Origin of the sequence: Gordonia gummivorans, assembly GCF_022513585.1 — a bacterium.
In the GTDB taxonomy this organism is placed as follows: domain Bacteria; phylum Actinomycetota; class Actinomycetes; order Mycobacteriales; family Mycobacteriaceae; genus Gordonia.
The window spans coordinates 129,248-154,525 of the sequence record NZ_JAKWBF010000005.1; the positions used below are offsets into that span (position 1 = coordinate 129,248).

26 protein-coding genes are annotated in these 25,278 nt (G+C 67.0%); 22 read left to right on the plus strand and 4 right to left on the minus strand.

What is annotated here, in order from left to right; translation table 11 throughout:
- Positions 1-16 precede the first annotated feature (16 nt).
- The 6 genes from MKW15_RS05880 to MKW15_RS05905 are packed head-to-tail and all read left to right on the plus strand — an operon-like array spanning position 17 to position 5,979.
- The gene (locus MKW15_RS05880) at positions 17-382 is read left to right on the plus strand and encodes a hypothetical protein (RefSeq protein ID WP_240856645.1); all 366 of its coding nucleotides are present in this window, start codon (positions 17-19) and stop codon (positions 380-382) included.
- Positions 379-1,371, plus strand: coding sequence for a hypothetical protein (locus MKW15_RS05885; RefSeq protein WP_240856646.1), 993 nt, complete (start codon positions 379-381; stop codon positions 1,369-1,371). The genes MKW15_RS05880 and MKW15_RS05885 overlap by 4 nt, the downstream gene beginning before the upstream one ends.
- Positions 1,368-1,622: a hypothetical protein gene (locus MKW15_RS05890; protein WP_240856647.1), complete on the plus strand. Its 255-nt coding sequence runs from the start codon at positions 1,368-1,370 to the stop codon at positions 1,620-1,622. Before MKW15_RS05885 ends, MKW15_RS05890 begins: the two co-directional genes overlap by 4 nt.
- A gap of 18 nt (positions 1,623-1,640) precedes the next feature.
- Positions 1,641-2,633 (plus strand): dienelactone hydrolase family protein, encoded by a 993-nt coding sequence (locus MKW15_RS05895; protein ID WP_240856648.1) that lies wholly within the window; start codon positions 1,641-1,643, stop codon positions 2,631-2,633.
- 31 nt (positions 2,634-2,664) lie between these two features.
- Positions 2,665-4,527, plus strand: coding sequence for a glutamine--fructose-6-phosphate transaminase (isomerizing) (gene glmS, locus MKW15_RS05900; RefSeq protein WP_240856649.1), 1,863 nt, complete (start codon positions 2,665-2,667; stop codon positions 4,525-4,527).
- Positions 4,528-4,548: 21 nt separating this feature from the next.
- On the plus strand, positions 4,549-5,979 hold the full coding sequence (locus tag MKW15_RS05905) for an NAD(P)H-hydrate dehydratase (RefSeq protein ID WP_240856650.1): 1,431 nt from the start codon (positions 4,549-4,551) through the stop codon (positions 5,977-5,979).
- A gap of 19 nt (positions 5,980-5,998) precedes the next feature.
- Here MKW15_RS05905 and MKW15_RS05910 read toward each other — a convergent pair whose 3' ends face one another.
- Positions 5,999-6,433, minus strand: coding sequence for a hypothetical protein (locus MKW15_RS05910; RefSeq protein ID WP_240856651.1), 435 nt, complete (start codon positions 6,431-6,433; stop codon positions 5,999-6,001).
- 216 nt (positions 6,434-6,649) lie between these two features.
- Here MKW15_RS05910 and alr point away from each other — a divergent pair, with 216 nt between their 5' ends.
- From alr to MKW15_RS05945, 7 genes are all read left to right on the plus strand, one after another.
- Complete coding sequence (alr, locus tag MKW15_RS05915; RefSeq protein WP_240856652.1) at positions 6,650-7,801, plus strand: alanine racemase; 1,152 nt, start codon at positions 6,650-6,652, stop codon at positions 7,799-7,801.
- Positions 7,802-7,803: 2 nt separating this feature from the next.
- Positions 7,804-8,925 (plus strand): alpha/beta fold hydrolase, encoded by a 1,122-nt coding sequence (locus tag MKW15_RS05920; RefSeq protein ID WP_240856713.1) that lies wholly within the window; start codon positions 7,804-7,806, stop codon positions 8,923-8,925.
- Complete coding sequence (gene tsaE, locus MKW15_RS05925) at positions 8,922-9,410, plus strand: tRNA (adenosine(37)-N6)-threonylcarbamoyltransferase complex ATPase subunit type 1 TsaE (protein WP_240856653.1); 489 nt, start codon at positions 8,922-8,924, stop codon at positions 9,408-9,410. The genes MKW15_RS05920 and tsaE overlap by 4 nt, the downstream gene beginning before the upstream one ends.
- Entirely contained in the window at positions 9,403-10,116 is a 714-nt protein-coding gene (gene tsaB, locus MKW15_RS05930; RefSeq protein WP_240856654.1) for a tRNA (adenosine(37)-N6)-threonylcarbamoyltransferase complex dimerization subunit type 1 TsaB, read from the plus strand. The genes tsaE and tsaB overlap by 8 nt, the downstream gene beginning before the upstream one ends.
- Positions 10,113-10,622 (plus strand): ribosomal protein S18-alanine N-acetyltransferase, encoded by a 510-nt coding sequence (gene rimI / locus MKW15_RS05935; RefSeq protein WP_240856655.1) that lies wholly within the window; start codon positions 10,113-10,115, stop codon positions 10,620-10,622. The genes tsaB and rimI overlap by 4 nt, the downstream gene beginning before the upstream one ends.
- 44 nt (positions 10,623-10,666) lie before the next feature.
- A complete protein-coding gene (gene tsaD / locus MKW15_RS05940) occupies positions 10,667-11,713 on the plus strand; it encodes a tRNA (adenosine(37)-N6)-threonylcarbamoyltransferase complex transferase subunit TsaD (protein WP_240856714.1) in 1,047 nt (348 codons plus the stop codon).
- A 95-nt stretch (positions 11,714-11,808) separates the two neighbouring features.
- Positions 11,809-12,291, plus strand: a complete 483-nt coding sequence (locus tag MKW15_RS05945) for a nuclear transport factor 2 family protein (RefSeq protein ID WP_240856656.1) — start codon at positions 11,809-11,811, stop codon at positions 12,289-12,291.
- Here the strand turns inward: MKW15_RS05945 and MKW15_RS05950 are convergent.
- A complete protein-coding gene (locus MKW15_RS05950) occupies positions 12,274-12,711 on the minus strand; it encodes a MarR family winged helix-turn-helix transcriptional regulator (RefSeq protein WP_240856657.1) in 438 nt (145 codons plus the stop codon). The genes MKW15_RS05945 and MKW15_RS05950 overlap by 18 nt on opposite strands.
- A gap of 98 nt (positions 12,712-12,809) precedes the next feature.
- Here MKW15_RS05950 and MKW15_RS05955 point away from each other — a divergent pair, with 98 nt between their 5' ends.
- The 3 genes from MKW15_RS05955 (at position 12,810) to groL (ending at position 16,484) form a co-directional block, all read left to right on the plus strand.
- Positions 12,810-14,312, plus strand: a complete 1,503-nt coding sequence (locus MKW15_RS05955) for an MFS transporter (protein ID WP_240856658.1) — start codon at positions 12,810-12,812, stop codon at positions 14,310-14,312.
- 148 nt (positions 14,313-14,460) lie between these two features.
- Positions 14,461-14,760 carry a co-chaperone GroES gene (gene groES / locus MKW15_RS05960; protein WP_006334733.1) on the plus strand — a complete coding sequence of 100 codons (300 nt, stop codon included), beginning with the start codon at positions 14,461-14,463 and terminating at the stop codon, positions 14,758-14,760.
- Between the two features lie 110 nt (positions 14,761-14,870).
- Positions 14,871-16,484: a chaperonin GroEL gene (groL, locus tag MKW15_RS05965; protein ID WP_240856659.1), complete on the plus strand. Its 1,614-nt coding sequence runs from the start codon at positions 14,871-14,873 to the stop codon at positions 16,482-16,484.
- Between the two features lie 78 nt (positions 16,485-16,562).
- Here the strand turns inward: groL and MKW15_RS05970 are convergent, their stop codons facing one another.
- Positions 16,563-16,859 carry a WhiB family transcriptional regulator gene (locus tag MKW15_RS05970; protein ID WP_240856660.1) on the minus strand — a complete coding sequence of 99 codons (297 nt, stop codon included), beginning with the start codon at positions 16,857-16,859 and terminating at the stop codon, positions 16,563-16,565.
- 388 nt (positions 16,860-17,247) lie between these two features.
- On the opposite strand from MKW15_RS05970, the gene MKW15_RS05975 reads away from it, so the two are divergent.
- The 3 genes from MKW15_RS05975 to MKW15_RS05985 all read left to right on the plus strand — a co-directional run bounded on the left by MKW15_RS05975 (position 17,248) and on the right by MKW15_RS05985 (position 19,881).
- Positions 17,248-18,102 carry a hypothetical protein gene (locus MKW15_RS05975; RefSeq protein ID WP_240856661.1) on the plus strand — a complete coding sequence of 285 codons (855 nt, stop codon included), beginning with the start codon at positions 17,248-17,250 and terminating at the stop codon, positions 18,100-18,102.
- Positions 18,103-18,212: 110 nt separating this feature from the next.
- Positions 18,213-18,800, plus strand: coding sequence for a sigma-70 family RNA polymerase sigma factor (locus MKW15_RS05980; protein ID WP_240856662.1), 588 nt, complete (start codon positions 18,213-18,215; stop codon positions 18,798-18,800).
- Complete coding sequence (locus MKW15_RS05985) at positions 18,784-19,881, plus strand: anti-sigma-D factor RsdA (RefSeq protein WP_240856663.1); 1,098 nt, start codon at positions 18,784-18,786, stop codon at positions 19,879-19,881. Before MKW15_RS05980 ends, MKW15_RS05985 begins: the two co-directional genes overlap by 17 nt.
- 52 nt (positions 19,882-19,933) lie before the next feature.
- On the opposite strand, the gene MKW15_RS05990 is transcribed toward MKW15_RS05985, so the two are convergent.
- Positions 19,934-20,323: a DUF5319 domain-containing protein gene (locus MKW15_RS05990; protein WP_240856664.1), complete on the minus strand. Its 390-nt coding sequence runs from the start codon at positions 20,321-20,323 to the stop codon at positions 19,934-19,936.
- A gap of 134 nt (positions 20,324-20,457) precedes the next feature.
- Here MKW15_RS05990 and guaB point away from each other — a divergent pair, with 134 nt between their 5' ends.
- From guaB to MKW15_RS06005, 3 genes are read left to right on the plus strand one after another with little or no spacing between them, the layout of a single operon-like run.
- Positions 20,458-21,969, plus strand: a complete 1,512-nt coding sequence (guaB, locus tag MKW15_RS05995; RefSeq protein WP_240856665.1) for an IMP dehydrogenase — start codon at positions 20,458-20,460, stop codon at positions 21,967-21,969.
- A gap of 28 nt (positions 21,970-21,997) precedes the next feature.
- Positions 21,998-23,155, plus strand: a complete 1,158-nt coding sequence (locus MKW15_RS06000) for a GuaB3 family IMP dehydrogenase-related protein (RefSeq protein ID WP_240856666.1) — start codon at positions 21,998-22,000, stop codon at positions 23,153-23,155.
- A 43-nt stretch (positions 23,156-23,198) separates the two neighbouring features.
- Entirely contained in the window at positions 23,199-24,944 is a 1,746-nt protein-coding gene (locus MKW15_RS06005; RefSeq protein WP_240856667.1) for a GMC family oxidoreductase N-terminal domain-containing protein, read from the plus strand.
- The last annotated feature ends 334 nt before the right edge of the window (positions 24,945-25,278 follow it).

Here is a 25,278-nt window from a genome sequence, read left to right on the forward strand (position 1 = left end):
GGAAGGGGACCGATCAATGAACCGTGTGAAAGTCGACTCCGACGAGGTGTCCGACGTGGCGGCGTTCTATCGGCGCACGTCGCTGGTGGTCGGTGCGGTCTCGCAGGATCTCGCCGCGCACGAGTTCGGCACCTGGGCGCGCGAACACGGTGACCAGATCGACGACGCGCGACGCGCCGACACCACACCGCACCCAGACGCCGAGCTGATGAGAACCCTCGCGGCCCGCTATGCAGCGATGAGCGCCGCCGTCTCCGATCGGTTGGGCCGACAGTCGCAAGCCGCTGCGGAACTGGCGGACGCGCTCACCGCCGGCACCTCGAAGCTGGTCGCCGGTGATGCGGCCGCAGCGGCCATGATCCCTACCGGTGGACAGCCGTGAGGGAGTCTCGTGATTCGCTCGCGGCGTTGCGCGCCGACGCGCGAGCCGGCGTGCACCAGCTGCTCGAGTTCGCGGCCATCGGCCGCACGTTGGGTGTGTCGGTGCCATCGGATGCCGACATCAATGCACGTCTGGCCACCGCCGACCGATTCGACATCGCGGCGTTGTCGGCGGACAGCCGCAGACTGCTGGCTGCTGACCGCGCGGTGTCCGAGCACCTGCATCGCCTTCCCGAACAGCAGATTCGGCTCGATCGCGGATGGCACGGCTCCACCGCGAACGATGCGATCGTCGCCGTGATCAACCATCAGCGTCGGGCAGAGTCCGATCTCCACGTGTTACGCACCCTCAGCGACGCGACCTCGGCGGCAGCAGCGGGGATCGACCGTCTGCTTCGGACCTTTCTCCTCACCATCGCGCGTGTCGCCGAGCCGACCATCGCCGGATGCCCGGTCGCCGACCTGCCGGGCGCGGTCCTGACCGGTCGGGTACCGCTGGATCTCGTCGTCGCCGACATCGCATCCCGATTCCAGCTGTTCACCACGGCGGCCGACGCGGCGTCTCGCGGAGTGGTGCAGATTCTCGAACTTCTCAACAAGGCGACCGCCGGCCTCGACGACGAGTCCTACCCCGAACCCGCCGGTGGCCGACCCGACGTGGTGCGGACCCGCAGCGACATCACCCATGTCGAGGACCAGACGTTGCCGAGCGTCGAGATCTCTCAGCACGACGTCCCGGTGGGTGACGTTCCAGCGGGCAACAGCGTTCAGGGCAGCAGCGTGCAGAGCGGCGGTGTTCAGGGCGGCACTGTTCCGGGATCGGCCGAGCGAGTGATCGTCGATGGCGAACCCGGCCCGGGTGGGCGGCACACGCCCGCCGACGTGCCACTGCGGTTGGGTGGTGCTGCAACCACGTCGTCGACCAGCCGGCAAGCTCAGCCCGACGCGACCGCCTCAGACGGCGACCTGGCGCTGGCGGGTGATCAGTGAATCTTTCCGACCAGATCGAGCAGGTTGCGCGAGCCGCGACCGCCGAGGTCGCCGCCGCGTCGCGAACCTTCTCGCTCGCGCAGCAGGATCTCGCGAAGGAGTATGCGGCGCAGCGCAGTTCCGATGTGGGGGCACAGGCTGTCCGCGCCGGACTCGAGGAGCAGGCCGACGCCGCGGACGCCCTTCCCGGGATCATGCTGCCCGCCGATGTCGCCGACTCGAGTCCCCATCTGCCACCTGGCGACGCATGACCACATAGGCTGTCTGCTGTGCCAGGCAAGAAGCGCAAGCCATCGCAGTCGCCCGCGCAATTGATGTCGCGCCTGTCGCGGCGGGGCCCGCATCGTGTGCTCCGCGGTGACCTCGGAATCGTCGGGGTGGCGGGCCAAGTGTTCACACCTGACGAGGGCCGTCGGCTGCCCGCGATCGCCTTCGGGCACGGCTGGCTGGCCGGTTCGGCCCGCTACCGCGATCTGATACACCATCTCGCGTCGTGGGGGATCGTGGTCGCCGTCCCAGAAGGCCAAGGTGGTCTCCTCGCCTCCGACGTGGGTCTCGCGGCCGATCTGCGTTCGACGCTCGCGATCGTGTCGAACGTGCCGCTCGGCCTCGGCAAGGTGACCGTCGATCCGGCACGCATCGGCCTCGCCGGGCACGGTTTCGGAGCGTCGGCCGCCGTCATCGCAGCGTCCGACCAGCAGCTCCTCGGTCAGGCGCCACCACCCGTCCGGGGTGTCGCGGCACTGTTTCCGGCCCCGACGACCGGGGAACTCGTCCCCGCCGCACGTTTGGTCACCGCGCCAGGTGTGATCGTCGCCGGTTCCGGTGAGATCGACACGGTCGGCGTCAACGCGCTGCCGCTCGCCGAGGTCTACGGGCAGGCCAGTGGTGAGGACGACACCTCTGCCGATGTGGTGTTGCGCACGCTGCCCGGCGCCACCGCGCGCGGTCTTCTCGAGCGACGGACGCTGAAATCGCTGATCGGCGGCCACGGCGCCGACCCGAAGACCCACCAGTTTGTACGTGCACTGTGCACCGGATTCTTCCTGCACACCCTCACCGACGACCCTGAGTATCAGGCGTTTGTCGATCCCGACGCGGCGCTGGGGAAATCGGTGGTCGTCGACCTCGCCGACCCCCCGCCCGAGCCCTTGGACAAGGTGTCGAGGCTGCTCGGGGCAAAGCCGCGCAAGCGTCATCCGCTCGCACGTGTCGCCGCGGCCGCTCTCGCACGCCCCGAAGGGCCCGCTCGGTCGGCCTGATCCACCCGCCGCACAGGTACCCTGACTACCTATGTGTGGAATCGTCGGATACGTGGGGCAGCGCGACGCCCTGGACATCGTCGTCGAAGCGCTGCGGCGAATGGAATACCGGGGCTACGACTCGGCCGGAGTGGCCATCCTCGATGGTCAGGGCCATACGGCGATCCAGAAGCGCGCCGGCCGGCTGGAGAACCTCGACAAGCAGATCGCGACCGTGGGACGCGAGTCTCTGACCGGAACCACCGGGATGGGGCACACGCGGTGGGCGACGCATGGCAAGCCCACCGACCGCAACGCCCATCCCCATGCGAGCAGCGACGGCAAGATCGCCGTGGTCCACAACGGGATCATCGAGAACTACGCGGTGTTGCGTGCCGAACTCGAGGAAACCGGGATCGAGTTCACCTCGGACACCGACACCGAGACCGCGGTGCACCTCATCGAACGCGAGTATGCGACCGGTGCCGCCGCCGGTGACTTCGTCGACAGTGCCTATGCCGCGCTGCGCCGGTTGGAGGGCGCATTCACGCTGGTCTTCACCCATTCCGATCACCCGGGTACCATCGTCGCGGCCCGTCGGTCGACGCCGCTCGTCGTCGGCGTCGGTGACGGCGAGATGTTCGTCGGGTCGGACGTGACCGCGTTTATCGAGCACACCCGCAATGCGGTCGAGCTGGGGCAGGACGAGGTGGTGGTCATCACCGCCGACACCTACGAGATCACCGACTTCGACGGCAACCCGCGCGTCGGCAAGCCGTTCCACATCGATTGGGATCTCGCTGCCGCGGAGAAGAGCGGTTACGACTTCTTCATGCTCAAGGAGATCGCCGAGCAGCCGCGCGCGATCGCCGACACCCTGCTCGGGCACCTCGAGGGCGGTCGAATCGTGCTCGACGAGCAGCGCCTCACCGATCAGGACCTGCGCGACGTCGACAAGGTGTTCGTCGTCGCCTGCGGTACCGCCTATCACGCCGGAATGCTCGCCAAATATGCGATCGAGCACTGGACTCGACTCCCCGTCGAGGTGGAGCTGGCCAGCGAGTTCCGCTACCGCGACCCGGTGCTCGACCGCTCGACGCTTGTCGTCGCGATCTCGCAGTCCGGGGAGACGGCCGACACGCTCGAAGCGGTACGCCACGCCAAGGATCAGAAGGCGCGCGTGCTGGCCATCTGCAACACCAACGGTGCGCAGATCCCCCGCGAATCCGACGCGGTGCTCTACACCCACGCCGGACCGGAGATCGGTGTGGCCTCCACCAAGTGCTTCCTCGCGCAGATCGCGGCCGCCTATCTGGTCGGTCTGGCGCTGGCGCAGGCCCGCGGCACCAAGTACGCCGACGAGGTGGCCCGCGAATTCGCCGCGATGGAGGCGATGACCGACGCGGTGGCCGAAGTGCTCAAGACGATGGAACCGGTCCGTGACCTCGCCCGATCGCTGGCTCACCACAACACGGTGCTGTTCATCGGTCGCCACGTCGGCTACCCGGTGGCGCTCGAGGGCGCACTGAAGCTCAAGGAACTCGCGTACATGCACGCCGAGGGCTTTGCCGCCGGTGAACTCAAGCACGGTCCGATCGCCCTCATCGAGGACGAGTTGCCCGTCATCACGGTGATGCCGTCGGCGGATGGTCGTGCCGTGCTGCACTCCAAGATGGTCAGCAACATCCGGGAGATCCAGGCCCGTGGCGCGCGAACCATCGTCATCGCCGAACCCGACGACGCTGCCGCGCGGGCCGTCGCCGACGACTTCATCCCGATCCCCAAGGTGCCCACGCTGCTGCAGCCGCTGGTGACCACGGTGCCGTTGCAGGTGTTCGCGGCCAGCGTCGCCCAGGCCCGCGGCTACGACGTCGACAAGCCGCGCAACCTGGCCAAGTCGGTCACCGTCGAATAGATTGCGGCCCAAGGGTTTGCGATGCCGACGCGATACCTGACCGCGGACCAGATCCGGGCGGCCGAGCGGGTCACCGGGGACCTGCTGACCAGTGGCACATTGATGCGCCGTGCGTCGGCGGGTGTCGCGCATGTGGTGGCGGGCGAACTCGACCGCATGGGCGGCTGTTATGGCCGGCGCGTCGGCATTGTTGTCGGCGCAGGCGACAACGGTGGCGACGCACTGTATGCGGGATCGTTCTTGGCGCGGCGTGGAGTGGCTTGCACGGCAGTGCTTCTCGCGCCCGACAAGGCCCATGCCGGTGGGCTTGCAGCGTTCCGGCGGGCCGGCGGGCGGGTGGTCGACGCGTTGTCGCGCGACCTCGATGTGGTGATCGACGGCGTCGTCGGCATCGGTGGTCGAGGGCCGTTGCGTGCCAACGCCGTTGAAGCGTTTGCGGCGGTTGGTTCGCAGGCAACGACGGTGGCCGTCGACCTGCCGTCGGGCGTCGACGCCGACACCGGCGAGGTGCACGACCCCGCCGTGCGTGCGGACATCACCGTGACGTTCGGCGTTGTACGGAACGCGCATCTGTTGGCGGCGACGCAGTGCGGGCGGGTCGAGGTCATCGACATCGGCATCGCCGCAGGTGCCGGCGATGGGGCCGGCCTGTGGTCGTTGTCGGATGACGAGGTCGGTTCTGCGTGGCCGGTTCCCGGGCCGGCCGACGACAAATACACCCAAGGCGTGGTCGGGATCATCGCCGGTTCGCACCGCTATCCTGGCGCGGCGATCCTCTGCAGCGGCGCCGCGGTGACCGCGACGTCGGGCATGACCCGGTATGTCGGGTCGGCGCACGCGGAGGTGGTGTCGCATTTCCCGGAGGTCGTCGCGGCGCCGGAACTCGCCGACGCCGGACGTGTCCAGGCATGGGTGATCGGGCCCGGCGGGGGTACCGATGATGCTGCGCTCGAGGTGTTGCGTGAGGTGTTGGCCACCAATTTGCCGGTGCTTGTCGACGCGGACGGGTTGACGCTGGTCGCCGGGCATCCGGAACTGGTGGAGGGACGCGACGCGCCTACGTTGCTGACCCCGCATGCGGGTGAGTTCGCACGGCTCGCGGGTTCGGAAGTGGGCTCGGATCGGCTCGCCGCAGTCACCGATCTCGCTCGACGCTGGGGTGTGACCGTGCTGCTGAAGGGTCGGATCACGCTGGTCGCCGACCGGGATGGCGGCGTGGCCGGCAACGACGCCGGCGCTTCGTGGGCAGCGACTGCGGGCGCGGGCGACGTGTTGTCCGGGATCGCCGGTGCGTTGCTGGCTGCAGGTCTCGATCCGCAGCTGGCCGGAGCGTGCGCGGCCCGCGTGCATGCCCGCGCCGCACAGCTGGCAAGCCGAGGAGCGCCGATCGGGGCGTCGAACCTGCTCGCCGCGGTACGACCGGCGATCCGGGAGTTGCTCGGTACGGATTGACCGCCACACTCCGGAGTGCTCAGAGCACGACGAGCAGCACGCCCGCGGTGAACAGCACGCCGAAGGCGACGAGGGTGGTTGCGGCTCCTACTTCGGTGGAACTGGGTTGGCGCGACCCGGGTTGGCAGCATTGGCACACCGCAATGCTCAGGGCGGCCACGGACACCACACACCCGATCACGGTGGTGATCACGCCACCGCTGGCCACGGCCCGGAAGCGGTCGTATTGTGCCTGTTCAGCTGGAGTCATGGACCAGTCCGGTGCGGTGAGTGCGGCGCCGGCATCGACCAGGTACGCCAGTAGTCCACCGCCGGCAGCCAGCGCCAGACCGAGAATCGTCACGGCGATGGCCACCCACGTGACGGTCAGGTGAGTTCGCGTGGAGAGCAGGCGGAATCCGGGCGGGCGAACGGGCGAGGACACGCGTGGGTAGGCGTCACTGCTGGGATGCATGCATCCATTGGACATTGCCGCACGCATCCGGCGAATCGGTAGATCTACTCATCCCTCCCACCGGGCCGCAACTTTCGGACGGTGGTGGGCCGCGCAAACATCGATCGAAAGAATGTTTGAATTCCGTCGAGTTTCCCGATCCTTGTCCGCGCGGCACTGTGAACTCCGGCGAACGCATTGAAGAGCACTCGCCGACATCTGGGACAATGGTCGGCGATGACTTCATCTGCCCTGGCTGCGACCGTCGACCTCGACGCGATCGCTCACAACGTCACTGTCCTGCGCCAGACGTCTGGCACCGACGTATTGGCGGTGGTGAAGGCCGACGCGTACGGCCACGGTGCGGTCCCGGTCGCACGGGCAGCTCTGGCGGCGGGCGCGGCCGAGCTCGGCGTCGCCCATATCGACGAGGCACTCGCGCTGCGCGCTGCCGGGATCGACGCCCACATCACCTCGTGGCTCCACACGCCGGGTGCCGATTTTGCCGGCGCGATCGACGCGGGGATCGACATCGCGCTGTCGTCACGGCGCCAGCTCGACGCGGTGATTGCCGCGGCACGAGAGTCGGGGCGGGCGGCGACCGTCACGGCCAAGGTCGACACCGGACTCAACCGCAGCGGCGTCGCTTCCGACGAGTGGGACGACTTCGCCGTCGCCCTGGCGAAGGCCGACGCCGAAGGTGCGGTCGCACTGCGAGCCGCGATGTGTCATCTCGTGCGCGGCGATGAGCCCGATCACCTGCTCAACTCGGAGCAAGCCTCGCGTCTCGATGCCGCGGTGGCCGATCTGCGCCGGCTCGGAGCAGGTCCCGAAGTTGTCCATATCGCGAATTCACCTGCGGCGCTGACACGTCCGGACCTCGCGCGCGACCTGGTGCGGCCCGGTATCGCTCTGTACGGCCGAACGCCGGTGCCCGAGCGTGGCGAGTTCGGTCTCATCCCGGCGATGACCGTGTCGGCGGAGATCGCGCTGGTCAAGAACGTTGCTGCGGGGCAAGGGGTCTCGTACAGCCATACATGGATTGCGCCGCGCGACACCGTGGTTGCGGTGGTGCCCGTCGGATACGCCGACGGCGTGCCGCGGCTCTTGTCCGGAAGACTGCGGGTGCGGATCGGGGAGCGCGACTTCGCCGGCGTCGGTCGGGTGTGCATGGACCAGTTCGTCATCGACCTCGGACCCGACGGTGGCGGCGTCGCCGAGGGTGACCGCGCCGAGTTGTTCGGGACCGGTGCCGGTGGCGGTCCCACAGCCAGGGAGTGGGCCGATGCCATCGGGACCATCGACTACGAAATCGTGTCCCGCATCGGTAACCGCGTGAACCGGGTGTACGTGGGCGGCCCGAAACAGGCGGAACAGGTGGGGCAGTGACAGTGGACAATTCGCAGCGGATCGGTTGGCTGGCAGGTGTCGCCGGGGTGGCCGGCCTCGGTGGCGTCGCCGCGGCGGGTGCAGCCCGTAACCTCGCCCGTAAACGCGTGGCCGGCAAGGTGGATCCGTACGCCGACGTCGATTTCACCACTATCTACGCCGACGCGGCGAGCACGGTGGAGACCGACGATGGTCTCGAACTCGCTGTTCGCACTGTCGATCTCGGTGGGGTGGCCGATGGTGCGACTCCCGAGTTGACCGTGATCTTTGTCCATGGATTCAGTCTGCGGATGGCATCGTGGCATTTTCAGCGTCTGCAGCTCGCCGAAGAATGGGCCGATCGGGACTACCGCCTGGTCTTCTTCGATCACCGCGGCCACGGCAAGAGCGACCCGGCACCCGACGACACCTGCACCATCGCCCAACTCGGCGACGATGTGGCAGCGGTCATCCGTGCCACCGCACCGGTGGGACATGTTGTGCTGGTCGGACATTCGATGGGTGGCATGTCTCTGATGGGACTTGCGCGCAGGCATTCGCATCTGTTCACCCACGACGGACCGGTGGCCGGAGTGGGCCTGGTCGCGACCGCGTCGCGTGGTGTCACCGAGGCCGGCCTCGGTGAGGGATTGGGCAACCCGATCGTCGACGCGTTCCGGCTGTCGGTGCGTCGCGCGCCGCGTCTCGTACAGGCCGGGCGAGGAGTGACCCGAGCAGCGTTGGAGCCGGTGTTGGTGGCCGCGAGTTTCGGGCCAACCTTCTTCAGCCCCAAGGCTGGTCGGGCGGTGGAGAAGATGATCCAGAACACGCCGATCGACACCATCGTCAACTTCTTGAACGCGCTCGAGACGCACGACGAGACAACCGCCCTTCCGGTCATCGCGCAGGTGCCGACGACGGTGGTCTGCGGAGACCGGGATCGGCTGACGCCGCTGGAGAATTCGGTCCGCATGTACTCGGAGTTCGGATTGGACTCGCGCCTCGTGGTGGTCAAGGGCGCCGGGCACATGGTGCAGATGGAGCAGCCGCGTCTGGTCACCGACGCCGTCGTCGATCTCGTCGATCGTGCACGGGTGGCCCTGCCGGCGCCGCGATCGAAGTGGTGGAAGCGAATTCGCGTATGACCCCCGGCAGTACGAGTCCCGACAGTACAAGTCCCGACCGCCGGTCCAGCGGTGCACGCGCACTGCCGACCGTGACCGACACCGAGGCCTTCGGCAGCGAGATCGCCGCAGAATTGCGCGCAGGTGATCTGGTGATCCTCGACGGGCCGCTCGGTGCCGGGAAGACCGCGCTCGCACGGGGAATCGGTGCCGGGTTGGGCGTGGTCGGCCGGGTCAGTTCGCCGACGTTCATCATCGCCCGCGAGCATCGGCCCGGGGATTCCGGCCGGCCGGGCATGGTGCACGTCGACGCCTATCGACTCGGTGGACTCGACGAACTCGATGCCCTCGACCTCGATACCGATCTCGAGGACACCGTGGTGGTGGTCGAATGGGGTGAGGGCGTCGCGGAGCGGCTCGCCGATCACCACCTGTTGGTGCGGCTGCGGCGAGACCCGGACACCGATGTGCGGCAAGTGGAATGGGAGTGGGTGACCAGTGAGTGACCACAGGGAGGCCGATGGTCTTGCTGGAACCACCGTGCTCGCCATCGACACGGCGACCGACTCGGTGGTCACCGGAGTGGCGGTTCTGCGACCCGGCGGCACGGTCGACGTGCTGGCCGAGCATGCCGTCGCCGACCATCGGAGACATGCCGAACTGCTGACGACCTTGATGTCGGACTCACTTGACGAGTCGGGGGTCACCCGAGACCAGATCGGTGCGGTCGTCGTCGGCTGCGGGCCGGGACCGTTCACCGGACTGCGCGTGGGCATGGCCACCGGGTCGGCCTTCGCCGACGCGCTCGGCATTCCCGCGTACGGTGTGTGCTCACTGGATGCCGTTGCAGTACAACGTGATCCGCATCAGTCGTCGGTGGTCGTGGTGACCGACGCCCGACGCCGCGAACTGTATTGGGCGCGCTACCTCGACGGCCTTCGGGTGCAGGGTCCGGAGGTGATGGCACCGTCCGCGGTCCTCGAGGCTCTCGACGGGATCGACGTCGACGTGGCATTCGGCTCGCCCGCCCACGCCGAACTGATCGGGTTGCCTGTGGGTTCGGTGCGGGTGCCGTCGGTGGCCGGGCTGGTGCAGACCGCGGCCGACGCCATCTGGTCGTCCACACCGCCGGAGCCGCTGGTGCCGCTCTACCTGCGTCGCCCGGACGCCGTGGAACGCAAGGTGTCCCAGGCGAACAAGGTCGGTTCATGACCGCCCCGGAAGCGATCATCGACGGACTCACCTATGCCGACATTCCGCGCTGCGCGGCGCTGGAGAAGCAGATGTTCGCCGAGGACTCACCCTGGCCGGCAACGGCATTCCGAGCCGAGCTGAATGCGCCGTACAACACCTACTTCGCCGCGCGCGAGGAGGTCGGCGGGGAGGTCGTCGGGTACGCGGGGATTTCCACCCTCGGCGGGTCCGGCGAGTACGAGTGCGAGATCCACACGATCGCCGTGGCACCGGAACGACGCGGGACCGGGTTGGGCCGGGCATTGCTGCAGGCGATGCTGGTGGTCGCCGACGCCTGCGACGCGCCGGTGTACCTCGAGGTGCGGACCGACAACGACGTCGCCATCACGATGTACTCGCGCCACGGCTTCGCCACGTCGGGTATCCGCCGCAACTACTATCAGCCGTCCGGAGCGGACGCGTACACGATGATTCGTCCGCCGGTATCCGGCCGGCCGCTCGATCCGGAGGAGGGACCCGCATGAGCGCCGACCGTGAACTGATCGACCGCGGACTGATCGACCGCGGACTGATCGTGATGGGCGTCGAGAGTTCCTGCGACGAAACGGGTGTCGGGATCGTGCGGTGGACCCCGGCCGACGGTGAAGCGCCCGGCCACGCCACGCTACTCGCCGACGAAGTGGCCTCCAGCGTCGACGAGCACGCGCGGTTCGGTGGTGTGGTCCCGGAGATCGCGTCGCGGGCGCACCTCGAAGCGATCGTGCCGACGATGCAACGGGCAAGGGAGGCAGCAGGTATCGACCGCCCGGATGCGATCGCGGTGACGATCGGCCCGGGGCTGGCGGGTGCGCTGCTCGTGGGAGTGGCCGCAGCCAAGGCGTATGCACTGGCATGGGATGTGCCGCTCTACGCGATGAATCACCTCGGGGGTCACGTCGCGGTGGACACCCTCGAGCACGGACCGATGCCCGAATGCGTTGCGCTGCTGGTCTCCGGCGGACATACCCACCTGCTTCACGTCACCGATCTCGGCAAGCCGATCGTCGAACTCGGTACAACGGTCGACGACGCGGCGGGGGAGGCATTCGACAAGGTCGCCCGCCTGCTCGGCCTCGGTTTCCCGGGCGGCCCGGCGCTCGATCTCGCTGCGCGCGAGGGTGATCCACGTGCGATCGACTTCCCCCGCGGCATGACCGGCCCTCGCGACGCGCGGTACGACTTCTCGTTCAGCGGCCTCAAGACCGCGGTCGCGCGTTACGTCGAGAAATGCGATCGAGACGGGGTTGCGCGTCCGGTCGCCGACATCGCCGCATCGTTCCAGGAGGCCGTGGCCGACGTGCTCACCATGAAGGCGATTCGTGCGTGCACCGATCTCGGCGTCGAGACACTGGTCCTCGGCGGCGGCGCCACGGCCAACTCGCGCATCCGCTCGCTCGCGCAGGAGCGCTGCACCGCGGCCGGCATCACGCTGAGGGTGCCCAAGCCGCGCCTGTGCACCGACAACGGCGTCATGATCGCGACGCTCGGCGCCCATGTCATCGCCGGTGGCGCACAACCGTCGCCACTCACCGTCGCCACCGACCCGGGATTGTCGGTTCAGCTCAGTCAGCTCTGATCTCCGTGCGCGCGTCGCTTCGGGGTTGACACGCGGCCTCGCTAGAACGATCATTCTAGGTACGTGACCAGGTAAACCACCCGGAGGTGGCAATCATGTGGATTGCGCTGATCGTCGGAATCGTCATCGGATTGGCAGTCGCCATGTCAGCTCGCAGGCTGCTGCTGTGGGCGTTGGCGCGCAAACTCCGACACGGAGTGGCCTGCCTCGCCCAGGGTGACATTGGTCCGCTGGCGGCCGGGTATCACGAGGATGCGGTGCTCTACTTCCATGAGGGTGACCACCGCTGGCGCGGCCGTTACGAGGGCAGGGCTGCCATCGAGGGATTCTTGCTCGACTTCGTGGACGCCGGCCTCGCCGGAGACATCTGCTCCATCGTCGTCGGCGGTGCGCCGTGGTCGATGACCATCGCCATCAGATTCGACGACGCGGCGGTCCTCGACGGCGAGCAGATCTACACCAACCGTTCCGTACTGTGGGCGCGGGCACGCTGGGGCAAGATCGTCGAGCAGCGTGATTTCTACGAAGACAGCCAGCGTCTGATCGAACTGGACCGGCGGCTACCCGTTGGTGGCTGACCGGCCTGACGCCGCGGCCCGGATCATCTGAGGACATCCGCCGGACAGGTCGGCGAGGATCGCTCGCTGGGTGGGACGCGCTGCGCAGTAGCGTGTTTCGCCTTCGGCGGTCAGTTCGGCGAAGACGGATCGACGATCGTTGGCGCACATGCTGCGCTCCACCAATCCGTCCTTCTCCAAGCGGGCCACCACACGCGACAGTGCGCTCTGGCTGAGGTGGACGTTGTCGGCGAGGTCGCTCATCCGGCGCTTGTGATCGCTTGCGGCCCAGAGTAGTTCGAGGACTTCGAATTCGCTCGAAGTCAATCCGTGCCCCGCCTGAAGCTCTCGATCGAGGGCGCACAGCACGCGGTGGTAGCTCACGGAGAGGTCATGCCAGGCCGCCGCGAGATCGTCGTGCGTGGCAGCGTCCTTGCTCATGGCCGCATGCTAGCGCCGTCGGACGGTAAATGCAACCGCAATAAATGTGAGCGCAATTAATGTAGAAGCATCTAATGCATGTGCATATAGTTTCCTGCATGGCACACACAACAACCGAAGTGGTCATCAGCGATCGGCAGCGACTGCCGAAGGCGGGGGATGACGCCCCCACACACATCACCAGCGGCTCCGGATGGTCGGGACGAACGTGGCTACTCCTGGTCGTCCTGGCCGGAGCACTGTTCCTCGACGGACTCGACATCTCCATGGTCGGAGTGGCCTTGCCGTCCATCGGTGCGGATCTGGGTATGGCGCAATCGGAACTGCAGTGGATCGTCAGTGCGTACGTGCTCGGATATGGGGGCCTTCTGCTGCTCGGCGGCCGGGCCAGCGACCTCTTCGGCCGCCGTCGTGTGTTCCTCACCGCGCTCGCGGTGTTCGGCGTCGCGTCGGTGGTGAGTGCCGTCGTCGACGTCAACGCGCTCGTCATCGGGTTGCGCTTCGTCAAGGGCATCGCGGCGGCTTTCACGGTTCCGGCCGGTCTGTCGATCATCACGACCACGTTCGCCGAGGGGCCTGCGCGCAACCGCGCACTGTCCATCTACACCGTCTGCGGCGCCAGCGGCTTCTCTCTCGGCCTCGTGTTCGGTGGCCTGCTCACCGAGTTGTCCTGGCGCGCAACCCTGTTGTTCCCCGGGCCGGTGGCATTGCTGCTGCTCTTCGCGGGACTGCGGGTGATCCCGGCCGTCCGACGCAGGCCGGTCGACTGGGCACATTTCGACGTCGCCGGCGCAACGACGAGCACCGCGGCCTTGTTGTTGCTGGTGCTCGGGGTGGTGCGCGCGCCCGAGGTGGGCTGGGCGGCGCCGGCAACCCTTGCGGTGTTCGGTGCGGCCGCAGCGTCGTCGGTCGCCTTCGTCGTCATCGAGCGTCGGCATCGGCATCCGCTGCTGCGACTGGGCATCCTGCGTTCGGTGACCCTCGTCCACGCGAATCTGTCGGGGGCGCTCATGTTCGGCGGGTATGTCGCATTCCAGTTCGTGGTGACCCTCTACCTGCAGGACACGCTCGGCTGGTCGCCGCTCATGATGGCCCTGGGTTTCCTGCCCGCGGGTCTCATCGTGGCCGCCAGTGCCGTCAAGATGGATCGCGTACTCGACCGAGTTCCGACGCCGGTGCTCATGATCGGCGGATTCGCGGCCTTCCTCGGCGGCTACCTCTGGTTCGCGCGGACGGAACCGGGCATGGGCTTTGCCGAGTTCCTCTTGCCCACCATCGTCCTGCTGGGAATCGGGTTCGCGTTGACGTTTCCGTCGGTCAACGCGCAGGGCACGGCCGGGGTGGCCGACGACGAGCAGGGCCTCGCGTCCGGGCTGGTCAATACGAGCGTTCAGGTCGGTGGGGCGGTGATGCTCGCCGTGGTCACTGCGATCCTCACGGCATCGGAGCAACCGGCCGGGTCGGGCGGTCTGCCCGGCGGGATGACGACGGCGATCTGGTTGGTCAGCGCCCTGTCGGTGATCGGATTGGTGGGAGCGCTGGGTGTGTCCTGGCGGACGCGCCGATCCGCTCGAGCGATTCCGCTGCCGGCGAACACTTGATTTGCAGCCGTCGCCCTTGAGTGCTGGCACTCGCATGTATAGAGTGCTAGGTGGCACTGAACAAGCCTCGGCACCCGCGACGACGAGGTTTTTCCAGGGCCATGAACGTGCAGATTCTTTCTCAGTACGAAAGTTGAGGACTCACATCGTGGCGAGCGTGAACATCAAGCCGCTTGAGGACAAGATCCTGGTGCAGGCCGTAGAGGCCGAGACGACCACCGCGTCGGGTCTGGTCATTCCGGACACCGCCAAGGAGAAGCCGCAGGAAGGCACCGTCATCGCGGTCGGCGAGGGTCGGGTGACCGAGCAGGGCAACCGCGTCCCCGTCGACGTCAAGGAAGGTGACACCGTCATCTACAGCAAGTACGGGGGCACCGAGATCAAGTACGCCGGCGAGGAGTACCTGATCCTGTCGGCACGTGACGTGCTGGCTGTCATCGGCAAGTAAGACCCGCGAGAACATCGCGAGTCCCACCCGCCCCGGCGGCCCGTTTCACGGGCGCCGGGGCGGGTGTGTTCGGCCCCTACATTCGTTTCTTCATTTCACGAAAGTGACTCATGCCCAAACAGATTGAATTCGACGAGAACGCGCGGCGCGCGCTCGAGCGCGGCATCAACCAGCTCGCCGACACCGTCAAGGTGACCCTGGGCCCGCGTGGCCGCCACGTCGTCCTCGCCAAGTCCTTCGGTGGCCCCAACGTCACCAACGACGGCGTCACCATCGCCCGCGACATCGACCTCGAGGATCCGTTCGAGAACCTCGGTGCGCAGCTGGTGAAGTCGGTCGCCACCAAGACCAATGACGTCGCCGGTGACGGAACCACCACCGCGACCGTGCTCGCCCAGGCCATGGTTCGGGCGGGTCTGCGCAACGTCGCGGCCGGCGCCAATCCGATCGCGCTCGGTGCGGGCATCGGCAAGGCCGCCGACGCGCTCGGCGAGGCGCTGCTGGCCGCCGCCACCCCGGTCGACGGCGAGAAGGCCATCGGTCAGGTCGCGACCGTGTCGTCACGTGACGAAGAGGTCGGCGAGATGGTCGGCAAGGCGATGACCGTCGTCGGAACCGACGGTGTGGTCACCGTCGAGGAAGGCTCGGGACTGCAGACCGATCTCGAGATCACCGAGGGCGTGCAGTTCGACAAGGGCTTCCTGTCGCCGTACTTCGTCACCGACCCCGACAGCCAGGAAGCGGTCCTCGAGGACACCCTGATCCTGCTGTACCGCGACAAGATCAGCTCGCTGCCCGACTTCCTGCCGCTGTTGGAGAAGGTCGTCGAGGCCGGGAAGTCGCTGCTGATCGTCGCCGAGGACGTCGAGGGCGAGCCGCTGTCGACGCTCGTGGTCAACTCGATCCGCAAGACCATTCGTGCCGTTGCGGTCAAGGCGCCGTTCTTCGGTGACCGCCGTAAGGCGTTCCTGGAAGACCTCGCCGTGGTCACCGGTGCGACCGTGGTGACCTCCGACGTGGGCCTGAGCCTGTCGACGGTGGGACTCGAGGTGTTGGGCTCGGCCCGTCGCGTCGTGGTCACCAAGGACGCCACCACCATCATCGAGGGTGCCGGCACCAAGGAGGCCATCGCCGATCGTGCTGCGCAGCTGCGACGTGAGGTCGAGCAGAGCGATTCCGACTGGGATCGGGAGAAGCTCGCAGAGCGCCTCGCCAAGCTTGCGGGCGGCGTCGCGGTGATCCGCGTCGGTGCAGCCACCGAGACCGCGCTCAAGGAGCGCAAGCACCGCGTCGAAGATGCGGTCGCAGCGGCCAAGGCCGCGGTCGAGGAAGGCATCATTCCCGGTGGCGGTTCGGCGATCGTGCAGGCCGCGGCCGGGCTCGACGCCCTCGCGGCCGAGTTGCCCGACGAAGAGGCCCTCGGTGTGCGCGTTGTTCGCGACGCCGCACGGGCGCCGCTGTTCTGGATCGCCGCCAACGCTGGTCTCGACGGCGCCGTGGTGGTCGAGAAGGTCGCCGCCGCCGACAAGGGGCAGGGCTTCAACGCTGCGACGCTGACCTACGGCGATCTCGTCGCCGAGGGCATCATCGATCCGGTCAAGGTCACCCGGTCCGCGGTGGTCAACGCCGCGTCGGTGGCGCGGATGGTGCTGACCACCGAAACCGCTGTCACCGATCAGCCGGCCGACGCCGGAGCCCACGCCGGGCACGGGCACGCCCACTGACGGTTCCCGCTGGAACGACAATCGGGGGCTCCCGCTCGAGAAGAGCGGGAGCCCCCCGATTCGTCTGTGTTCAGCGGGTCAGCTGGCGATCCGGCGGCCGACGCCACGCTTCATGAGGATGCTGCGTTCGGATTCCGACAGTCCACCCCAGATGCCGTAGGGCTCGGCGACCGCCAATGCGTGCTCGCGGCACTGCGCGATGACAGGGCATTGGTGGCACATCTCCTTGGCGCGCCGCTCACGCTGCGCACGGGCCCGGCCACGCTCGCCGTCGGGATGGAAGAACATCGCCGAGTCGACACCGCGACAGAGACCCTGCATCTGCCAGTCCCAGATATCTGCGTTCGGGCCGGGGAGATGATTGGGCTGGGGCATGGCAGCTACTCCTAGGTCGGTCGTCAATTTCCTAACGCAAGGCACACATTAAGCGGGCCTGAGAAACGCAGTCAATACCGCCAAAACCCCTGCTAACCAGGGTAAGAATCTCGTGTTTGTTAACGGCTGGTTAGGTAAGCGGACCGCGATACCACATCGTTCCGGTACCGGAAACGCCACCCGTGATACCTACGCGGACAGGCACTGTGACCTGCGAATAGTGGTTCTGAGAACGATTCGGAGCGGTCGCAGGGTGATGTTGCACCGTGTGTGGGCGATTGTGTTTGATTTACCCATACGAAACCTACGGATAATCTGCTGGTGATGTGGCGTTGGAATTAACGTTTGTGACCGTTCGTTAAATTCATGCAAACCCAAATTGAACGTGGTGAGCCAGAACACTTCTCCAGGGGGAAACATCACATCTGAACTGCGCGGACGGGGCTCCGATGACGGATACGAGAACTGGCGCGATGCCGTACATGCCGGGGGACAGGGCGATGTCGCCGACGCCCTCACCCGCCTGCACCGCATCCAGGCACGACCCGACTGTCCGGACGACCTGCGTTCGCTGTGTTGGAGTACCGCGGCGTCACTGTATCGACAAGCAGGCCGACACGCGGCCGCGACGACGTTGGACGGACGAGCCGCCGGTGCTGCAGTTTCTATGACCGGCGACTCGAATCGCTGGCCGCGTGCGGCCTTGGCCGACGCGCTGATCGGCCTGGCAGCCGACAATCTCGGCCTCCTGCGCTTCGGTGCCTCGCGACGGCTGCTCGACCGCGCACGCGTCGTGCTCGCCGACGTCGGCGCTCGCGACCCCGCACAGTGGAGCGCCGACGACTGGGACGACGGTGGCCGGGGGTGGTTACGCATGCTGTGGGTGCGGTCGGAGCTGGCCATGTACAGCGGCGACGGGCAGACCGCAGTCGAGTTCGCCCAGAATGCGGTCGAGACCGTCGCAGGTGTCGATTCGGGGCCGACTACCCGCCACCGCATCAAGACAGACCTCATCGCCGCAGCAGCCCAGGCGTCGGTCGGAAACAGTACGGGCGCAGCCGAGGTGGCCCGAATCCTTGCCCGCCGGGCAGCCGACGAAGGACTGTTACCTCTGCAGTGGGCCGCGTCGTCGTTGCTCCAGGGTGTCGGCGCGGCGTCGACTACCGAGCGTGACCTGCACGTTCAACTCGAAACCACGCTCCGACGCAAGGGCATGCCGTTCACGTCGGCTAAGGATCGCTAAGGTAAACGAGGGCTTGCCGCGGGTCGATCGCGACTGTAGGTGTGCGGGGGGTCTTATCAGGACCGGTGAGTTCGGTCAACCGACATGTAACACGGGGATTCCTACTGACGATGAAGCTGACAGGTGGTGAGTTGGACGACGCTGTCCGTGCCGCAGGGCAAGGGGACAGGGTCGCGCTCACGTCAGTTCTCGAAAGTGTGCAGGATCCCATTCTGCGCTACTGCCGAGGGCGAATTGGAGTCGGAGAACGCCATTTGTTCTCCGCCGATGACATAGCGCAGGAGGCGTTGATGGCGGTGATGACCGCGTTGCCCAGGTACCAGGACCAGGGTAAGCCGTTCATGGCCTTCGTCTACGGCATCGCGTCGCACAAGGTGGCCGACGCACTGCGAGTGGCGGGGCGGGTGAAGGCCGATCCGGTTGATGCGGTGCCCGAGGTCACCAACGTCACCGGCGGGCCAGAACAGCTCGCACTCGACGCCGACGCCAGCAGACGGATGCGGGCACTGCTCGACATCCTCCCGGAGAAGCAGCGTGAAGTGCTGGTGCTGCGCTTGGTGGTCGGGATGTCCGCCGAGGAAACCGCAGCAGCGGTGGGAAGTACGCCCGGGGCGGTTCGGGTCGCCCAGCACCGGGCATTGGCAAAGCTGAAGAACGAGTTGAACAGGACAGGAGGGTCAAATGAACGACGCGCATGACTGGCGTCATCGCCGGGCGAACACCGGCAATGACCCCCTGCCCGACAATCACGGCGGCCCGACCGGGCCGGTCGACTGGCCCCGCGACGGGGCTGACGGCGAGCCGGTCGACATCTCGCAGGTCGCCTTCGACGACCAGTTCATCGACGCGTTGTCGCGCGACGTACCGGTGGAGACCCGTGACGACGAGGAGTACCAACTCGCCGCGCTGCTGTCGGACTGGCGCCACGGGATCGTGGACCAGCCGGCACCGGAGTTGCCGACAGTCGACGAGGTCGAACGCGCCATCGCCGCCACCGAGCGTGCGAGTCGGGGTAAGCGGATGGTCCGCCATCTCCGCGTGATCTCGGGTGCTGCCGCGATCGTCATCGTGGCTGCCGCAGGTCTCACCGTGCTGTCGGAGGGTTCGCAGCCCGGAGATCCGTTGTGGCCGGTCAAGAAGGTCGTATTTGCACAGGCCGCATCCGAGACCCAAGCCGCTCATGACGTGCGGTCGAATCTCGAGCAGGCCGAAGCGGCGATGGCCATCGGCGACACTTCGGCCGCGGCGAGCTATATCGCCAAGGCGGAGAGCCAGATGGGGCCGATGCGTAAGGGCGACACGCGAGATCAGATGAACGATTGGATCTCCCGTTTGCGTGCGGGCACTGCGAAATCCGCGAGCCCGACCGGCAGTCCGTCGACGACCGGCCCGGGCTCGGTGACCACGTCACCGGGTGATGACTCGACCACGGTCGATCCGCGTACGCGGACCGGAACCGACGCCCGAACGACTCCTCCGGAATCGACCAATCCGCGCACCGACACCACGACACCGGGGACGACGCCGCCGACAACACCGCGCGGCGACACACCGACCACGACCAACCCGCCCGGACCCGGACCGTCCAACCCGCCGGGACCCGGACCGACGAATCCACCGGAAACGACGCGACCGACGGTCGTCCCGACCACGACCTTCACGACGGCGGTGCCGCTACCACCGCCGTCGTCGACGTTGCAGAGCACGCCGGCCGATGTCCCCGACGAGCCGGTTCCGACGATCACGACGACCACCACCACGGCGGTTCCGTCGCGCTGAGGCTTCTTCCGCCGGCTGAGGGTAGCTCCGGAAGCGCAGGGGCTTCTTCGGGTCAGCGATCCTCGTCGAGGTGATTGCGCGCGTCCGCATACCCGCGGCAGTAGTCCCACGTCACGTAGGCGTCGGGGCGTGGGTCGACGGCGGGCTCGTGTGGACGGACCGTGCCGTCGATCAGGAGCTGAAGAAGGTTGGCGCGCAGCATGTCCCAGTCGTGGTAGTGGTCCTCGTGGCAGTCGTCACAGACCACCACCAGGCCACGGACCCCGCGATGGGCCAGGAGTGCTTCGTAGACGGCGAGATCGGCGAGGTCCTCTTCGACAGCGAGTCGCTCGCTCTCGTCGAGCGGGATGCCCGGCTCCACAGAGTCGAGAGCCGAGGCGGGATCGCTCGGATCGTCGGCAAACGGGTCCGGCGGAAGGCCGGGTGGAAGGTGGTCGCGCACACAACCACCGTAGCCGATGGTGCGGCACGCGCGCCGTATCCCTACACACCACCTGTCTGCGTCGGGCGAACGCTTCCGCGAGCACCGCACCGGGGTGGGCAATACCGATTGGCCAGAGTCGATACCATGGACAGATGACGCATGTTCGTACCGGTGGAGACGATCCCGGCAAGGTCGCGATGCTCGGCCTGACCTTCGATGACGTCCTGTTGCTGCCCTCGGCCTCCGACGTGATCCCGAGCGAGGTGGACACCTCCTCGCGAGTGACCAAGAACATCTCCCTCCGTGTGCCGCTGGTGAGTTCGGCGATGGACACCGTGACCGAGGCGCGGATGGCAATCGCCATGGCCCGCGCGGGCGGTATGGGTGTCCTGCATCGCAATCTGTCGATCGAGGATCAGGCCGGCCAGGTGGAGACGGTGAAGCGGTCGGAGGCCGGGATGGTCACCGACCCGGTCACCTGCTCGCCGACCAACACGCTCGCCGAGGTCGACTCGATGTGTGCGCGGTATCGCATCTCCGGCCTGCCGGTGGTGGACGATCGCGGTGAGCTGGTGGGCATCATCACCAACCGCGACATGCGCTTCGAGGTCGATCAGGATCGTCCGGTTTCCGAAGTGATGACCAAGGCGCCGCTCATCACCGCGCACGAGGGTGTTTCGGCGGAAGCCGCGTTGGGTCTCCTGCGGCGCAACAAGGTGGAGAAGCTGCCGATCGTCGACGGCAACGGCCGGCTGACCGGTCTCATCACCGTCAAGGATTTCGTGAAGACCGAACAGCATCCGCTGGCCACCAAGGACGCCGACGGTCGACTGCTGGTCGGCGCCGCCGTGGGTACCGGCGATCCGCAGTGGGAGCGGGCCATGGCACTGGCCGACGCGGGTGCCGACGTCATCATCGTCGACACCGCACACGCCCACAACCGCCTCGTGCTCGACATGGTCGCCAAACTCAAGGCCGAGGTCGGTGACCGCGTCGACGTCGTGGGCGGCAATGTCGCGACCCGCGAGGCCGCACAGGCTCTCATCGATGCCGGTGCCGACGCGGTGAAAGTCGGTGTCGGACCGGGCTCCATCTGCACCACCCGCGTGGTCGCTGGTGTCGGTGCACCACAGATCACCGCGATCCTCGAAGCCGTCACGGTGTGCAAGCAGGCCGACGTCCCGGTCATCGCCGACGGCGGTCTGCAGTACTCGGGCGACATCGCCAAGGCGCTCGCCGCCGGCGCGTCGACCGCCATGCTCGGCTCGCTGCTGGCCGGTACCGCCGAGGCTCCGGGCGATCTGATCCTGGTGAACGGCAAGCAGTTCAAGAGTTACCGCGGCATGGGTTCGCTGGGTGCGATGCAGGGACGCGGGCAGGGCAAGTCGTATTCGAAGGACCGCTACTTCCAGGACGACGTCCTCAAGGAAGAGAAGCTGGTGCCCGAAGGCATTGAGGGCCGGGTGCCGTTCCGTGGCCCGCTCACGCAGGTCATCCATCAGCTCGTCGGTGGGCTGCGGGCGGCGATGGGATACACCGGGTCGACGTCGATCACCGATCTCCAGCAGGCGCGCTTCGTGCAGATCACCGCGGCCGGCCTCAAGGAGTCGCATCCGCACGACATCACATTGACCGCAGAGGCACCCAACTACTATTCCCGCTGAGTGAAGCGGACAGCAGAAAGGCGCACCGGTGCGTGATCTCGTCGAATTCGGTATGGGCAGAACCGCCCGACGGACCTACGAGCTGGATGACATCAGCATCGTGCCGTCACGGCGAACCCGATCGTCCAAGGATGTGTCGACGGCATGGCAGATCGATGCCTACCGGTTCGAGGCGCCTATCCTGAGCCATCCCACCGACGCGCTCGTCTCCCCGCAGATGGCCGTGGAGCTGGGCAAGCTCGGTGCCCTCGGCGTCATCAACGGCGAGGGACTGTGGGCTCGGCATCGCGACGTCGACGCCAAGATCGCCGAACTGGTCAAGATCGCGGCCGAGGACCCGGATCCCTATGCGGCCGTGCGGCATCTGCAGAAGTTGCATGCAGCGCCACTGGACAGTGGACTGCTCGCCGAGGCGGTGTCGCAGGTCCGTGAGGCCGGTGTGACCACGGCGGTGCGGGTCAGTCCGCAACATGCGCCCGAGCTGACGCCCGCGTTGTTGGCTGCGGGCGTGGAGATCCTCGTCGTGCACGGCACCATCATCTCGGCCGAGCATGTGGCGCAGGTGGATTCGGAGGGCGCGACGCGAGAACCGTTGAACCTCAAGACCTTCATCGCCGACCTCGACATCCCGGTGATCGCGGGCGGCGTCCACGATCACCGCACCGCATTGCATCTGATGCGGACCGGCGCGGCAGGCGTGATCGTCGGCTACGGTTCGGCCACCGGCGCGACCACGACCGGTGAGGTTCTCGGAATCGGAGTACCCATGGCCACAGCGATCGCCGACGCCGCCGCGGCCCGCCGGGACTACCTCGACGAGACCGGCGGCAGGTACGTCCATGTGATCGCCGACGGCGACATTCACACCTCCGGTGACCTGATCAAGGCGATCGCGTGCGGAGCGGACGCCGCAGTGCTGGGGACGCCGCTGGCCGCGAGTGCGTCGGCCCCTGGTCGTGGCTGGTACTGGCCGTCGGCGGCAGCGCATCCGGATACCCCGCGTGGTGCTTTGCTCCAGGTGGCGATCGATGAGGATCGGCCCACGCTCGACCGGGTGCTCACCGGTCCATCCGACGACCCGTTCGGAGAGTTGAACCTGGTGGGCGCGCTGCGACGGGCCATGGCCAAGGCCGGATACTGCGATCTCAAGGAGTTCCAGAAGGTGGGCCTCTCGGTCCACCGGTGACCCGCGTCACGCTATGTGACAATGTGCGTTAGTATGGTTGCTCATGGCAGCCCCATGTGATTTCGACGTGCTCATCATCGGTTCCGGATTCGGCGGGAGCGTGAGTGCGCTGCGCCTGGTGGAAAAGGGATACCGGGTCGGTGTCATCGAGGCCGGCCGGCGCTTTGAGGACGAGGAATTCGCGAAGACCAGCTGGCGCCTGCACAAGTGGCTGTGGGCGCCGAAGCTGGGCCTCTACGGCATTCAGCGGATACATGCGCTGAAGGACGTCATGATCATGGCGGGTGCGGGCGTAGGTGGCGGGTCGCTCAACTACGCGAACACCCTGTACAAGCCGCCGACCCCGTTCTTCACCGATCCGCAGTGGAACCACATCACCGATTGGGAGGACGAGCTCACTCCCTACTACGACCAGGCACGACGCATGCTGGGTGTGGTGACCAATCCGACCTTCACCGAGTCCGATCGGGTGATGAAAGAGGTCGCCACGGAGATGGGTGTCGCCGACACCTTCACCTCGACGCCGGTCGGCGTGTTCTTCGGTGCCAAGACCGGCCTCGACGGCGAGCCGGGCGAGACCGTGGCCGATCCGTACTTCGGCGGTGTGGGACCGGCGCGCACGGCCTGCACCGAATGCGGCGCGTGCATGACAGGGTGTCGGGTCGGCGCCAAGAACACCCTGATGAAGAACTACCTGGGACTCGCCGAACGTCGTGGGGCCACCATCATCGCGCGCACCACCGTCGACTCGCTCGAGCAGAAGACCGACGGCACATGGTCGGTGGGCACGCACGGGTCGTCGTCATGGGGTCCGCTGGGTCGTCGGGCCCGCGTCTACACCGCGGGGCAGGTGATCGTCGCGGCCGGCACCTTCAATACGCAGCGATTGATGCATCACGCGAAACATACGACGCTGCCGGGGATCTCGGACGCGATGGGCGAGCTGACGAGGACCAACTCGGAGTCGATCCTTGGTGCGATGGCCGGGAAATTCGATCCCGCACACGACTATTCGCGCGGCGTGGCGATCACGTCGTCCTTCCATCCGGAATCCAACACCCACATCGAGCCGGTGCGTTATGGCAAGGGCTCCAACGCGATCGCTTACCTACAGACGGCGCTGACCGACGGCGGATCCCCGGCGAACCGGTTCGGGCAGTTCCTCCGGCAGGTCATCCGGAATCCGTTCTTGCTGGTGCGACTCCTGGTGGTACGCAAGTGGAGCCAACGCACGGTGATCGCACTGGTCATGCAGAACAACAACAACTCGCTGACCACCTTCGTGCGCAAGCGTGGACCGTTGCGCTACATCACGTCCAAGCAAGGCATCGGCGAACCCAATCCGACCTGGATCCCCAAGGGCAACGAGGCCACTCGACGGATCGCGGGCAAGCTGCCGAACGGACTCGCCGGCGGCACGTGGGGAGACATCGTGAACATGCCGCTCACCGCGCACTACCTCGGCGGCTGCGCCATCTCCGACGACCCGAAAGCCGGTGTCATCGACCCGTATCACCGCGTGTGGAACTATCCGACCCTGCACGTCACCGACGGCGCGTCGATCTCGGCGAACCTCGGTGTCAACCCGTCCCTGACGATCTGCGCGCAGGCCGAGCGTGCGATGGCGTTGTGGCCCAACAAGGGCGAGAATGACCAGCGTCCCGCACAGGGCCGTCCGTACGAGCGGATCAGTCCATGCGCTCCCACGGCGCCGGTGGTGCCGGAATCCGCGCCCGGAGCGCTGCGCTTGCCGATTACTCCGGTCGAGCGGATCGTGCACACCAGCTGATCGCATGACCCGCGATTCTGATCCGAAGAGGTCGGTGACTAGCGCTCTGAACTGCGCGTAAGCGTCCACCACCCCACCGCTCTCTGAGGTGCCCGAGGCGCCGGCCGAGGGATGCCTCGAAGGGCAGGCGAACGGGCCACGTCAGCGAGGCGCCGGACCACTGAAAGTAGGGGAAGGTTCTTCCCCTACTTTCTGCCCCTGCTTGTTGAGTCGTCCGCGAGAAAATTCGCGGGGAGGACTCCAGGGGTAGGGGACGAGTTTCTTCCCCTATTTTTCGTGGATCATCGTTGCCGCGCCGCGCTCCACGGCCCTCTTCCCGCCTCCACGATCGCCG

Bases quoted from the DNA above. Each gene is read 5' to 3' on its own strand.
- MKW15_RS05880 (WP_240856645.1), top strand. From the start codon at position 17: ATGAACCGTGTGAAAGTCGACTCCGACGAGGTGTCCGACGTGGCGGCG.
- glmS (WP_240856649.1), top strand. From the start codon at position 2,665: ATGTGTGGAATCGTCGGATACGTGGGGCAGCGCGACGCCCTGGACATC.
- MKW15_RS05905 (WP_240856650.1), top strand. From the start codon at position 4,549: ATGCCGACGCGATACCTGACCGCGGACCAGATCCGGGCGGCCGAGCGG.
- MKW15_RS05910 (WP_240856651.1), bottom strand. From the start codon at position 6,433: ATGCATCCCAGCAGTGACGCCTACCCACGCGTGTCCTCGCCCGTTCGC.
- alr (WP_240856652.1), top strand. From the start codon at position 6,650: ATGACTTCATCTGCCCTGGCTGCGACCGTCGACCTCGACGCGATCGCT.
- tsaE (WP_240856653.1), top strand. From the start codon at position 8,922: ATGACCCCCGGCAGTACGAGTCCCGACAGTACAAGTCCCGACCGCCGG.
- rimI (WP_240856655.1), top strand. From the start codon at position 10,113: ATGACCGCCCCGGAAGCGATCATCGACGGACTCACCTATGCCGACATT.
- MKW15_RS05945 (WP_240856656.1), top strand. From the start codon at position 11,809: ATGTGGATTGCGCTGATCGTCGGAATCGTCATCGGATTGGCAGTCGCC.
- MKW15_RS05950 (WP_240856657.1), bottom strand. From the start codon at position 12,711: ATGAGCAAGGACGCTGCCACGCACGACGATCTCGCGGCGGCCTGGCAT.
- MKW15_RS05955 (WP_240856658.1), top strand. From the start codon at position 12,810: ATGGCACACACAACAACCGAAGTGGTCATCAGCGATCGGCAGCGACTG.
- groL (WP_240856659.1), top strand. From the start codon at position 14,871: ATGCCCAAACAGATTGAATTCGACGAGAACGCGCGGCGCGCGCTCGAG.
- MKW15_RS05970 (WP_240856660.1), bottom strand. From the start codon at position 16,859: ATGCCCCAGCCCAATCATCTCCCCGGCCCGAACGCAGATATCTGGGAC.
- MKW15_RS05980 (WP_240856662.1), top strand. From the start codon at position 18,213: ATGAAGCTGACAGGTGGTGAGTTGGACGACGCTGTCCGTGCCGCAGGG.
- MKW15_RS05985 (WP_240856663.1), top strand. From the start codon at position 18,784: ATGAACGACGCGCATGACTGGCGTCATCGCCGGGCGAACACCGGCAAT.
- guaB (WP_240856665.1), top strand. From the start codon at position 20,458: ATGACGCATGTTCGTACCGGTGGAGACGATCCCGGCAAGGTCGCGATG.
- MKW15_RS06005 (WP_240856667.1), top strand. From the start codon at position 23,199: ATGGCAGCCCCATGTGATTTCGACGTGCTCATCATCGGTTCCGGATTC.